Here is a 12228-nt window from a genome sequence, read left to right on the forward strand (position 1 = left end):
GCACGGGCCCTTCGTCGTACGGGGATGTCAGGACGCGAAGAACGCCCGCGGGTCGGCGACCAGCACGCCGTGCTCGGTCAGCCGCTCGATCAGGCCCGACGGTGAGGCGTCGTAGACGATCGCGAGGGCGCGCAGGTCGTCCGCGCGGATCGAGAGCACCCGGCCGTTGTAGTCGCCGCGCTGCTGCTGGATGGCGCGCGCGTAGCGGGCCACGTACGCGAGGTCCTCGGACGCCTCGTCGTAGAGCCGCTCCAGGTCCAGGACGATCTTGCTGGTGGGCTCGTGACGCACCCCGCTGCCGTCGGGCAGCAGCTCCGAGACGGGAACGCGGTAGAAGTCGGCCAGCTCCGCCAGGCGGGACACGGTGACGGCGCGGTCGCCGCGCTCGTACGAGCCGACCACCACGGCCTTCCACCGCCCGTTCGACTTCTCCTCCACCCCCTGCAGGGACAGGCCCTGCTGCTGGCGGATGGAGCGCAGGCGGGCGCCCAGCGACTTGGCGTATTCAGAGGGCATGCGGACACTCCCAGTGCTGTTCGGGTTCCCCGAGCTATCGCTACGGAGCGTGACGGTACGGGGATTGCGACACGTGGTCAAGTGTTGCCGTCCACCGGGCCCGCCACCCTCGTGTGGCTTGTCCCCATTTCTCCGGGGCTGACCAGCAGGTCAGGACCGGCGGCGGGCGGCCCGGTGACCGCTGGTAACGTGGCGTGAAGCCCCGGTCCGGGCCCTCGCGGGCCGGCCGGAGCCGACCAGACGTCCTTTAACGACCCGTCCCGTGAGGCGGGGAAGGAGGTCCACCGTGGCCTACCCACCGGCTGCCCACCCGTCGCCGCCACGACAACCCTCGGTGAAGGTGATCCTCGCCGCAGCGGACGTGTCGCGGGTGGTCGACCGCATCGCCCACCAGATCCTGGAGAAGACCCAGGGCGCCGCCGGCACCGTGCTGCTGGGCATCCCCACCCGGGGCGTGCCGCTGGCCCACCGCCTCGCCGCCCGGATCAGCACCTTCGAGGACGTGACAGTCCCGGTCGGCGTGCTCGACATCACGCTCTACCGCGACGACCTGCGCCGGCACGCCACCCGCGCGGTCGGCCCGACCGACCTGCCGCCCGGCGGGATCGATGGCAAGCGGGTCGTCCTCGTCGACGACGTGCTGTTCTCCGGCCGTACCGTGCGGGCCGCGCTGGACGCGCTCAGCGACGTCGGCCGCCCGGCGTCCGTGCAACTCGCGGTCCTGGTCGACCGCGGCCACCGCCAGCTGCCGATCCGCGCCGACTACGTCGGCAAGAACATCCCCACCGCGCTGGCCGAGAACGTCAAGGTCACCCTCGCCGAGACCGACGGCACGGACGAGGTCAAGTTGTACGGGGGTACACCCGCATGATCCGGCACCTGCTCTCCGGTGCCGACCTGGACGCCGGCACCGCCACCCTGGTCCTCGACACCGCCGCGGAGATGGCGACGGTGGCCGGACGCGAGGTCAAGAAGCTGCCCGCACTGCGCGGGCGCACCGTGGTCAACCTCTTCTACGAGGACTCCACCCGTACCCGGATCTCGTTCGAGGCGGCCGCCAAGCGGCTCAGCGCCGACGTGATCAACTTCTCCGCCAAGGGCTCCAGCGTGGCCAAGGGGGAGAGCCTCAAGGACACCGCGCTCACGCTCCAGGCCATGGGCGCGGACGCGGTGGTCGTCCGGCACCCCGCCTCCGGCGCCCCGCACCGGCTCGCCGAGTGGGTGGACGGATCGGTGCTCAACGCCGGTGACGGCACCCACGAGCACCCCACCCAGGCGCTGCTCGACGCGTACACGATGCGGTCCCGGCTGGGCCGCCTCGACGGCCTGCACGTGGCGATCGTCGGCGACGTGCTGCACTCCCGGGTGGCCCGCTCCAACGTGCTGCTGCTGTCCACGCTGGGCGCGAAGGTGACACTGGTCGGCCCGCCCACGCTCATCCCGGTCGACATCGCCGCCGCCCTGGCCCCCGGCACCGACGTCTGTTACGACCTCGACGCCGTTCTCCCAGACGTGGACGTGGTGATGATGCTGCGGGTGCAGCGCGAGCGGATGGGTGACTCCTACTTCCCGTCGGCCCGCGAGTACGCCCGCCGCTACGGGCTCGACGGGCCTCGCATGCGCCGGCTGCCCGGGCACGCGATCGTCATGCACCCCGGCCCGATGAACCGGGGCATGGAGATCACGCCCGAGGTGGCCGACTCGCCCCGCTCCACCATCGTCGAACAGGTCGCCAACGGGGTCTCCGTGCGGATGGCCGTGCTCTACCTGCTGCTCGGAGGGAACAACCGGTGACCACGTACCTCATCACAGGCGTCAGCGTCGTCGGCGGCGAGCCGACCGACCTGCTCATCCGCGACGGCGTGGTGGCCGAGGCGGGCCGCGGGCTCGCCGCGGACGGCGCCACAGTCGTCGACGCGACCGGCCTGGTCGCGCTGCCCGGCCTGGTCGACCTGCACACCCACCTGCGCGAGCCCGGCCGGGAGGACGCCGAGACGGTCGAGTCCGGTTCCCGGGCGGCGGCGCTCGGTGGCTACACGGCGGTGTGCGCGATGGCGAACACCTCCCCGGTGGCGGACACCGCGGGCGTGGTGGAGCAGGTCTGGCGGCTCGGCCGGGAGGCCGGCCTGGTCGACGTGCAGCCGATCGGCGCGGTCACCGTCGGGCTGGCCGGCGAACGCCTGGCCGAGCTGGGTGCGATGGCCGACTCGGCCGCCGGCGTGCGGATCTTCTCCGACGACGGGCACTGCGTGTCGGACCCGCGGCTGATGCGCCGGGCGCTGGAGTACGTCAAGGCGTTCGACGGCGTGATCGCCCAGCACGCCGAGGAGCCCCGGCTGACCGAGGGCGCGCAGATGCACGAGGGTGAGGTGTCCACCCGCCTCGGCCTGACCGGCTGGCCGGCCGTCGCCGAGGAAGCGATCATCGCCCGGGACGTGCTGCTGGCCGAGCACGTCGGCAGCCGCCTGCACGTCTGCCACGTCTCCACCGCCGGCAGCGTCGAGGTGCTGCGTCAGGCCAAGGCGCGCGGGGTACGGGTCACCGCCGAGGTGACGCCGCACCACCTGCTGCTCACCGACGCCAAGGCGGAGAGCTACGACCCGGTCTTCAAGGTCAACCCGCCGCTGCGCACCGCCGCCGACATCGCCGCGCTGCGGGAGGCGCTGGCCGAAGGCGTGATCGACGTCATCGCCACCGACCACGCGCCGCACGCGGTGGAGGACAAGGAGTGCGAGTGGGCGTACGCCCGGCCGGGCATGCTCGGTCTGGAGACGGCGCTGTCGATCGCGCTCGACGTGTTCGGCCCCCGTTGGGACCTGATCGCCGAGCGGATGTCCCGCACGCCGGCCCGGATCGCCGGGCTGGCGGGGCACGGTCTCGACCCGGCGCCCGGCGTACCGGCCAACCTGACACTGGTCGACCCGGCCGCCCGCCGCGTGATCGAACCGGCGGAGCTGGCCAGCCGTAGTCGCAACACCCCGTACGCCCGCATGACGCTGCCGGGTCGCATCGTGGCGACCTTCCTGCGCGGCGAGCCGACGGTCCTGGACGGAAAGGCTGTCAAGTGATCCGAGCGAGGAACGTAGCGGAGCGGAGTCCCGCAGTCCGGGTCGAAGGAGACCCAGTGATCCGAGCGAGGAACGTAGCGGAGCGGAGTCCCGCAGTCCGGGTCGAAGGAGACACAGTGATCCGAGCGAGGAACGTAGCGGAGCGGAGTCCCGCAGTCGCGAACGAAAGGCGGGCACAGTGAAGCGACGTCCCGCGATTCTCGTCCTGGAGGACGGGCGCACGTTCCACGGCGAGGCGTACGGCAGCGTCGGGGAGACCTTCGGCGAGGCCGTGTTCAACACCGGTATGACCGGCTACCAGGAGACGCTCACCGACCCGTCCTACCACCGGCAGGTGGTGGTGCAGACCGCCCCGCACATCGGCAACACCGGCGTCAACGGCTCCGACGACGAGTCCGGCCGGATCTGGGTGGCCGGGTACGTGGTGCGCGACCCGGCCCGGATCAGCTCGAACTGGCGGGCCACCGGCGGCCTGGAGGACCGGCTCGCCGCCGAGGGCGTCGTCGGCATCAGCGGGGTGGACACCCGGGCGCTGACCCGGCACCTGCGTGAGCGCGGCGCGATGCGGGTCGGCATCTCCAGCGTCGACGACGACCCGGCCGCCCTGCTGGAGCGGGTGCGCCGCTCGCCGCAGATGGTCGGCGCGAACCTGTCCGACGAGGTGACCACCGCCGAGCCGTACGTCGTGCAGGCGCAGGGCGAGCACCGGTTCACGGTGGCCGCGGTGGACCTGGGCATCAAGCGCAACGTGCCGCGGCGGCTCGCCGCCCGCGGCGTCACCACCCACGTGCTGCCCGCCGGGTCGACGATCGAGGATCTGCTCGCCACCGGCGCGGACGCTGTCTTCTTCTCGCCCGGCCCGGGCGACCCGGCAACCGCCGACGGCCCGGTGGCGCTGGCCCGGGAGGTGCTGACGCGGCGGATTCCGCTGTTCGGTATCTGCTTCGGCAGCCAGATCCTCGGCCGGGCGCTCGGCTTCGGCACCTACAAGCTGGGGTACGGCCACCGCGGCATCAACCAGCCGGTGCTCGACCGGGCCACCGGCAAGGTCGAGGTGACCAGCCACAACCACGGCTTCGCGGTGCAGGTGCCGGGTGCCGGGGACGGCGCGGTGGTGCCGGATCAGGTGATCCAGACCGAGTTCGGCGGTGTCCGGGTGTCACACGTCTGCCTCAATGACAACGTGGTCGAGGGGCTGCGGGCCGTGGACGTGCCCGCCTTCACCGTCCAGTACCACCCGGAGGCGGCGGCCGGCCCGCACGACGCGGACTACCTCTTCGACCGCTTCGCCGAGCTGATCGAGGGCGGCGGCCTCGACCGGAAGCAGACTGAGGGGCGCGACAATGCCTAAGCGGACCGACCTCAAGCACATCCTGGTGATCGGCTCCGGGCCGATCGTGATCGGACAGGCCTGCGAGTTCGACTACTCCGGCACCCAGGCCTGCCGGGTGCTGCGCAGCGAGGGGATCCGGGTCAGCCTGGTCAACTCCAACCCGGCGACGATCATGACGGACCCGGAGTTCGCCGACGCCACGTACGTCGAGCCGATCACGCCTGAGTTCGTCGAGCTGGTCATCGCCAAGGAGCGCCCCGACGCGCTGCTGCCGACGCTCGGCGGGCAGACGGCGCTGAACACCGCTGTCGCCCTGCACGAGGCGGGCGTGCTGGAGAAGTACGGCGTCGAGCTGATCGGCGCGAACATCGAGGCGATCAACCGGGGCGAGGACCGGCAGCTGTTCAAGGAGATCGTCGCCAAGGCCGGCGTACGGCTGGGGCTGGCGGATCCGGCGGCGCTGGTGCCGCGGTCGCGGGTCTGCCACTCGATGGACGAGGTCCGTGAGACGGTCGCCGAGCTGGGCCTGCCGGTGGTCATCCGGCCGTCGTTCACCATGGGCGGCCTCGGTTCCGGCATGGCGCACACCGACGAGGACCTGGAGCGGATCGCCGGTTCGGGCCTGGCGGCCAGCCCGGTGCACGAGGTGCTCATCGAGGAGAGCGTGCTCGGCTGGAAGGAGTACGAGCTCGAACTGATGCGCGACCGCCACGACAACGTGGTGGTGGTCTGCTCGATCGAGAACGTCGACCCGATGGGTGTGCACACCGGCGACAGTGTCACCGTCGCCCCGTCGATGACGCTCACCGACCGGGAGTACCAGCGGCTGCGCGACCTCGGCATCGCGGTGCTGCGCGAGGTCGGTGTGGACACCGGCGGCTGCAACATCCAGTTCGCGGTGAACCCGGCCGACGGCCGGATCGTCGTGATCGAGATGAACCCGCGCGTGTCGCGCTCCTCGGCGCTGGCGTCGAAGGCCACCGGCTTCCCGATCGCGAAGATCGCCGCGAAGCTCGCCATCGGCTACACGCTCGACGAGATCCCGAACGACATCACGCTGAAGACGCCCGCCGCGTTCGAGCCGACGCTCGACTACGTGGTGGTGAAGATCCCCCGGTTCGCGTTCGAGAAGTTCCCCGGCGCGGACCCGGAGCTGACCACCACGATGAAGTCGGTGGGCGAGGCGATGAGCCTGGGCCGCAACTTCACCGAGGCGCTGAACAAGGCGATGCGCTCGATGGAAACCACATCGTCCGGTTTCTGGACGGTCCCCGACCCGGAGGGCGCCACCAGGGAGAACACCCTCGCCGCGCTGCGCACGCCGCACGACGGCCGGCTCTACACCGTCGAGCGGGCGCTGCGCCTCGGCGCGTCGATCGCCGAGGTGTCCGAGGCGTCCGGCGGCATGGACCCGTGGTTCCTGGACCAGATCGCCTCGCTGGTCGAGCTGCGCGCCGAGATCGTGGACGCGCCGGTGCTCGACGCCGGCCTGCTGCGCCGGGCCAAGCGGGCCGGCCTGTCCGACCGGCAGCTCGCCGCGCTGCGTCCCGAGCTGGCCGCCGAGGACGGCGTCCGCACGCTGCGGCACCGGCTCGGCGTCCGCCCGGTCTACAAGACGGTGGACACCTGCGCGGCCGAATTCGAGGCGACCACGCCGTACCACTACTCGACGTACGACTCGGAGACCGAGGTGGCGCCCTCGGCCCGGCCGAAGGTGCTCATCCTGGGCTCCGGGCCGAACCGGATCGGGCAGGGCATCGAGTTCGACTATTCGTGCGTGCACGCGGTACAAGCGCTGCGAAGCGCGCCGATCGGCACAGCCGCTGCGGCCGGTTACGAGACCGTGATGGTCAACTGCAACCCGGAGACCGTCTCCACCGACTACGACACCGCGGACCGGCTCTACTTCGAGCCGCTGACGTTCGAGGACGTGCTGGAGGTCTGGCACGCCGAGGACTCCTCCGGCAGGGAGGCCGGCGGTCCGGGCGTCATCGGGGTGATCGTGCAGCTCGGCGGGCAGACGCCGCTGGGCCTGGCGCAGCGGCTCAAGAACGCCGGGGTGCCGATCGTCGGCACCTCCCCGGAGTCGATCCACCTGGCCGAGGAGCGCGGCGCGTTCGGCGCGGTGCTGGCCCGGGCCGGGCTGCGCGCGCCCGCGCACGGCATGGCCACCTCGTACGACGAGGCGAAGACGATCGCCGACGAGATCGGGTACCCGGTGCTGGTCCGCCCCTCGTACGTGCTCGGCGGGCGCGGCATGGAGATCGTGTACGACGACGCCACGCTGCGCGACTACATCGGCCGGGCCACCGCCATCTCGCCGGACCGCCCGGTGCTGGTGGACCGGTTCCTGGACGACGCCATCGAGATCGACGTGGACGCGCTGGTGGACGCCGACGGCGACGTCTACCTGGGCGGCGTGATGGAGCACATCGAGGAGGCCGGCATCCACTCCGGCGACTCGTCCTGCGCGCTGCCGCCGATCACCCTGGCCGGCTCGCACCTGGCCCAGGTGCGGCACTACACCGAGCAGATCGCCCGCGGCATCGGGGTGCGCGGCCTGCTGAACGTGCAGTACGCGTTGCAGGGCGACATGCTCTACGTGCTGGAGGCCAACCCGCGCGCCTCCCGGACCGTACCGTTCGTCTCGAAGGCCACTGCGGTGCCGCTGGCGAAGGCGGCGGCCCGGATCGCGCTCGGCGCCACCGTCGCGCAGCTGCGCGCCGAGGGCATGCTGCCGCCCACCGGCGACGGCGGCACCATGCCGGCCGACGCGCCGATCGCGGTCAAGGAGGCGGTGCTGCCGTTCAAGCGGTTCCGCACCCCGTCGGGCAAGGGCATCGACGTGCTGCTCGGCCCGGAGATGAAGTCCACCGGCGAGGTGATGGGCATCGACACCGGCTTCGGTCAGGCGTTCGCCAAGTCGCAGGCCGCCGCGTACGGGTCGCTGCCGACCGCCGGGAAGATCTTCGTCTCGGTCGCCAACCGGGACAAGCGCGGCATGATCTTCCCGATCAAGCGCCTGGCGGACCTGGGCTTCGAGATCGTGGCCACCACCGGCACGGCCGAGGTGCTGCGCCGGCACGGCATCGCCTGCGAGCAGATCCGCAAGCACTACGAGTCGGGTGAGGGCGCGGACGCGGTCTCGCTGATCCTCGGCGGGGACGTGGCGCTTGTGGTGAACACGCCGCAGGGCTCCGGCGCGAGCGCCCGGTCCGACGGGTACGAGATCCGCAGCGCGGCGGTGAGCGCGGACATCCCGTGCGTCACCACCGTCCCCGGCGCCGCCGCAGCGGTCATGGGCATCGAGGCGCGGATCCGGGGTGACCTGAAGGTCCGCCCGCTGCAGGACCTGCACGCCGCCCTGCGGGCGGGCGAGTGACAGCGCGCCGCCACGCGTCGATCATGAGGTTGGCGGCCGATATGGAGATCCACATCGCCGCCACCCTCATGATCGACCGGGCCGGTGCCCGGCAGGGGGGTGGGGCGTGATCTTCGAGAAGGTGGTGCGGCCCCGGTTGTTCTCGCTCGCGGGCGGGGACGCGGAGGGTGCGCACGAGTGGACGCTGGCGCGGCTGGCCGCGGTGTCGCGGCAGCCGGCGGTGCTCGCGGCGCTGCGGGCGGCGTACTTCCGGCCGGCACCACGCACCGTGTTCGGGGTGCGTTTCCCCAACCCGGTCGGGCTGGCGGCCGGCATGGACAAGAACGGGCTCGCGTTGCCGGCCTGGCCGGCGCTGGGCTTCGGCTTCGTCGAGGTCGGCACCGTGACCGCGCACGCCCAGCCGGGCAACCCGCGGCCCCGGCTGTTCCGGCTGCGCGACAGCGAAGCGGTGATCAACCGGATGGGCTTCAACAACGCGGGCGCGGCGGCGCTCGCGGACCGGCTGGCCGCGTCGCCGCGCCCGCTCGGCGTGCCGCTGGGCATCTCGCTCGGCAAGTCCAAGGTGACCCCGCTGGACGAGGCGGTCGAGGACTACCTCGCCTCGTACCGGGCGCTCAAGGACCACGGCGACTACTTCGCGGTGAACGTGTCCTCACCGAACACCCCCGGGCTGCGGTCGCTTCAGGACCGGTCCCATCTGGACGCGTTGCTCGCCGCGCTGGTGGGGGAGAAGCCGGTGCTGGTGAAGATCGCCCCGGACCTGACCGAGCCGGCCGTGGCCGAGCTGCTGGAGGTGTGCCTCGACCGGGGCGCGGCCGGGGTCGTCGCCACGAACACCACGCTGGCCCGGGACGGGCTCGCCCCGGCCGACCGGGAACGCGCCGCCGAGGCCGGCGGGCTGTCCGGCCGTCCGCTGACCGCCCGGGCCCGGGAGATGGTCGCCTTCGTGCACCGGGAGACCGGCGGCCGGCTGCCGGTGATCGGCGTGGGCGGCATCCTGCATCCCGACGACGCGACGCGCATGTTCGACGCCGGGGCCGCCCTGCTCCAGCTCTACACCGGCTTCATCTACCGGGGCCCGTCCCTGACCCGGGCCATCACAACCCGAACCTGACCCGCGCGATCTTGCACTTCCGGCCCCGGCGTACCGCCCCGTTCCGGGCGCGTCCGGGGCGGCAACTGCAAGATCGCGGGGGAGAGGGGCGAAGGAGGAGACGTGACGCCCGAGGAGATCCTGGCGGCCGACCGGCGGCACGTGTGGCACCCGTACGCCCCGATGCCCGCCGCCGCGGCGCCGTACGTCGTCGACAGCGCTGCGGGGGTGCGGCTGCGGCTCGCGGACGGGCGGGAGCTGGTCGACGGGATGTCGTCGTGGTGGGCGGCGATCCACGGCTACCGGCACCCGGTGCTCGACGCCGCGGTGACCGGCCAGCTCGCGCGGATGAGCCACGTCATGTTCGGCGGGCTCACCCACGAACCCGCCGTACGCCTGGCGCGCACGCTCGTCGAGCTGACCCCGGACGGCCTGGAACACGTCTTCCTGGCCGACTCCGGCTCGGTGAGCGTCGAGGTCGCGGTGAAGATGTGCCTGCAGTACCAGCGGGCGCGGGGACGCCCGCAGCGCCGCCGGCTGGGCACCTGGCGGGGCGGGTACCACGGCGACACGTTCCACCCGATGAGCGTGTGCGACCCGGAGGGCGGCATGCACCACCTCTGGGGCGACGTGCTGCCCCGGCAGGTGTTCGCGCCGGCGCCGCCGCCCGGGTTCGACGCGACGCCGGATCCGGCGTACGAGGCGGCGCTGGTGGACGCGGTGGAGCGGCACGCCGGCGAACTGGCCGCGGTGATCGTGGAGCCGGTCGTCCAGGGCGCCGGCGGGATGCGCTTCCACCACCCGCACTATCTGCGTGTACTGCGCGAGGTGACCCGCAGGCACGGCATCCTGCTGGTGTTCGACGAGATCGCCACCGGCTTCGGCCGGACCGGCCGGATGTTCGCCGCCGAGCACGCCGGCGTCACTCCGGACGTGCTCTGCGTCGGCAAGGCGCTCACCGGCGGGTACCTGACGCTCGCCGCGGCGCTGTGCACGCCCGAGGTGGCGCGGGCCATCTCCGCCGGCGGGGTGCTGGCGCACGGGCCGACGTTCATGGGCAACCCGCTCGCCTGCGCCGTCGCCAACGCATCGGTGGAACTCCTGCGGGCCGGGGACTGGGCGGGACGGGTGGCGGGCGTCGCCGAGGGCCTGCGGGCCGGCCTGGCGCCGTTGCGGGACGCGCCCGGCGTGGCCGACGTACGCGTGCTCGGCGCGATCGGGGTGGTGCAGCTCGACCACGAGGTGGACCTGCCCCGGGCCACAGCCGCCGCGGTGGCCGAGGGGGTGTGGCTGCGCCCGTTCCGGGATCTCGTCTACACGATGCCGCCGTACGTCTGCGACGCCGCGGACGTGGCGCGGATCGCGGCCGGGGTGGCCGCGGCGGTCAAGGCCGGCTGAGCCCGGTCGGGTTCGACAGGGCGCGACGGGAGGCCCGTCGCCGGACACGCCAGGCGGACCGGAGCCGCCGGGAGAAGGAGAGACGCATGGAGACGTTCGGCGCCCGTCTGCACCGGGCCGTGGCGGAACGAGGACCGCTCTGCGTGGGGATCGATCCCCACCCCGGGTTGCTGACCGCCTGGGGCCTGTCCGACGACGTGGCGGGCCTGGAGCGGTTCTGCGCCACTGTGGTGGAGGCGATCGGTGACCGGGTGGCCGTGGTCAAGCCGCAGTCGGCGTTCTTCGAGCGCTTCGGCGCCCGGGGTGTCGGGGTGCTTGAGTCAACTATCCGACAGTTGCGAGATTTCGGAGCGCTCACTCTGCTCGACGTCAAGCGTGGTGACATCGGCTCGACCGTGGCCGCCTATGCGTCGGCGTACCTTGATCCATCCAGCCCGCTGTATGTCGATGCGGTCACCGCGAGCCCCTACCTGGGAGTAGGTTCGCTCGCCCCGATGTTCTCCACCGCCGCCGAGCACGGGGGCGGGGTCTTCGTCCTGGCGCTCACCTCCAACCCGGAGGGCGCCTCCGTGCAGCGCGCCGTGGGTGCCGACGGGCGCACCGTCGCGCAGACCGTGATCGACGAGATTTCCCAGCTCAACCGGGGTGCGGAGCCGCTCGGCAGCTTCGGTCTGGTGGTCGGTGCGACAGTCGGCGGGACGGGTCACGATCTGGGCTCGGTGAACGGTCCGCTGCTCGCGCCGGGGCTGGGCGCGCAGGGCGGAACGCCCGCCGGGTTGCGTACCGTGTTCGGCGCCGCGCTGCCGTCGGTGCTGCCCTCGTACTCCCGGGAGGTGCTCGGCGCGGGCCCCGACCCGGCCGACCTGCGGGCCGCCACCGAGCGGGTGCTGGCCGACTGCCGGGCCGCCCTGGGTGCGGCGGACTGACTGACGGCTCGGTCACTTTAGGTTGATCATCGCGCGCCCACGTTGCCGAAATCTCCGTTGACCGCTAGTTTTCCCCGCGCTGGGAACCACGGACCCCTTTGGTTGCCAGCGACACCACGTTTCACAGATGCGGTGGGGCGCTCAGCCCGCCGTACTAGGGACCTGAGGAGAACTGGTGCCGCTCCCGTCACTGACCCCCGAGCAGCGCGCTGCCGCGCTGGAGAAGGCCGCGGAGATCCGCAAGGCCCGCGCTGAGCTGAAGGAGCAGCTCAAGCAGGGCAAGACCACCCTCGCCACCGTCCTCGCGCGGGCCGAGTCCGACGACGTCGTGGGCAAGCTGAAGGTTTCGGCCGTGCTCCAGGCGATGCCGGGCATCGGCAAGATCCGGGCCACCCAGATCATGGAGAAGCTCAAGATCGCGGACAGCCGTCGCCTGCGCGGCCTCGGCGAGCAGCAGCGCAAGGCGCTGCTCGGGGAGTTCGCCGCCAACTGAACGGCCCGCCGTGTAGAAA

The 12228-nt window shown here is 72.4% G+C and carries 10 protein-coding genes; 9 read left to right on the top strand and 1 reads right to left on the bottom strand.

Features of this window, described 5'->3' with window-relative positions; all coding sequences use genetic code 11:
- Window positions 1-27: 27 nt before the first annotated feature.
- Window positions 28-516 carry a transcriptional regulator gene (locus tag C569_RS0106945; RefSeq protein ID WP_013285505.1) on the bottom strand — a complete coding sequence of 163 codons (489 nt, stop codon included), beginning with the start codon at window positions 514-516 and terminating at the stop codon, window positions 28-30.
- A gap of 286 nt (window positions 517-802) precedes the next feature.
- Between C569_RS0106945 and pyrR the strand changes: the two genes are divergently transcribed.
- The 9 genes from pyrR to mihF all read left to right on the top strand — a co-directional run bounded on the left by pyrR (window position 803) and on the right by mihF (window position 12209).
- The gene (gene pyrR, locus C569_RS0106950) at window positions 803-1387 is read left to right on the top strand and encodes a bifunctional pyr operon transcriptional regulator/uracil phosphoribosyltransferase PyrR (RefSeq protein ID WP_026267800.1); all 585 of its coding nucleotides are present in this window, start codon (window positions 803-805) and stop codon (window positions 1385-1387) included.
- Window positions 1384-2310 (top strand): aspartate carbamoyltransferase catalytic subunit, encoded by a 927-nt coding sequence (locus C569_RS0106955; protein ID WP_018785071.1) that lies wholly within the window; start codon window positions 1384-1386, stop codon window positions 2308-2310. Before pyrR ends, C569_RS0106955 begins: the two co-directional genes overlap by 4 nt.
- Entirely contained in the window at window positions 2307-3584 is a 1278-nt protein-coding gene (locus C569_RS0106960) for a dihydroorotase (protein WP_018785072.1), read from the top strand. Before C569_RS0106955 ends, C569_RS0106960 begins: the two co-directional genes overlap by 4 nt.
- A 178-nt stretch (window positions 3585-3762) precedes the next feature.
- On the top strand, window positions 3763-4935 hold the full coding sequence (gene carA, locus C569_RS0106965; RefSeq protein WP_018785073.1) for a glutamine-hydrolyzing carbamoyl-phosphate synthase small subunit: 1173 nt from the start codon (window positions 3763-3765) through the stop codon (window positions 4933-4935).
- Complete coding sequence (gene carB, locus C569_RS0106970) at window positions 4928-8299, top strand: carbamoyl-phosphate synthase large subunit (protein WP_018785074.1); 3372 nt, start codon at window positions 4928-4930, stop codon at window positions 8297-8299. Before carA ends, carB begins: the two co-directional genes overlap by 8 nt.
- A 106-nt stretch (window positions 8300-8405) precedes the next feature.
- Complete coding sequence (locus C569_RS0106980) at window positions 8406-9413, top strand: quinone-dependent dihydroorotate dehydrogenase (RefSeq protein ID WP_018785076.1); 1008 nt, start codon at window positions 8406-8408, stop codon at window positions 9411-9413.
- A gap of 102 nt (window positions 9414-9515) precedes the next feature.
- Window positions 9516-10790, top strand: a complete 1275-nt coding sequence (locus C569_RS0106985; RefSeq protein ID WP_018785077.1) for an adenosylmethionine--8-amino-7-oxononanoate transaminase — start codon at window positions 9516-9518, stop codon at window positions 10788-10790.
- A gap of 86 nt (window positions 10791-10876) precedes the next feature.
- The gene (gene pyrF / locus C569_RS0106990) at window positions 10877-11716 is read left to right on the top strand and encodes an orotidine-5'-phosphate decarboxylase (RefSeq protein WP_018785078.1); all 840 of its coding nucleotides are present in this window, start codon (window positions 10877-10879) and stop codon (window positions 11714-11716) included.
- A 175-nt stretch (window positions 11717-11891) separates the two neighbouring features.
- On the top strand, window positions 11892-12209 hold the full coding sequence (mihF, locus tag C569_RS0106995) for an integration host factor, actinobacterial type (RefSeq protein WP_018785079.1): 318 nt from the start codon (window positions 11892-11894) through the stop codon (window positions 12207-12209).
- Window positions 12210-12228 lie beyond the last annotated feature (19 nt).

The sequence above is a fragment of the Micromonospora sp. CNB394 genome (assembly GCF_000374985.1).
In the GTDB taxonomy this organism is placed as follows: Bacteria; Actinomycetota; Actinomycetes; order Mycobacteriales; family Micromonosporaceae; genus Micromonospora; species Micromonospora marina.

Excerpts from the sequence above, each read along its gene's own strand:
- carB (WP_018785074.1), top strand. The coding sequence starts at position 4,928 with ATGCCTAAGCGGACCGACCTCAAGCACATCCTGGTGATCGGCTCCGGG.
- C569_RS0106945 (WP_013285505.1), bottom strand. The coding sequence starts at position 516 with ATGCCCTCTGAATACGCCAAGTCGCTGGGCGCCCGCCTGCGCTCCATC.
- pyrF (WP_018785078.1), top strand. The coding sequence starts at position 10,877 with ATGGAGACGTTCGGCGCCCGTCTGCACCGGGCCGTGGCGGAACGAGGA.
- C569_RS0106955 (WP_018785071.1), top strand. The coding sequence starts at position 1,384 with ATGATCCGGCACCTGCTCTCCGGTGCCGACCTGGACGCCGGCACCGCC.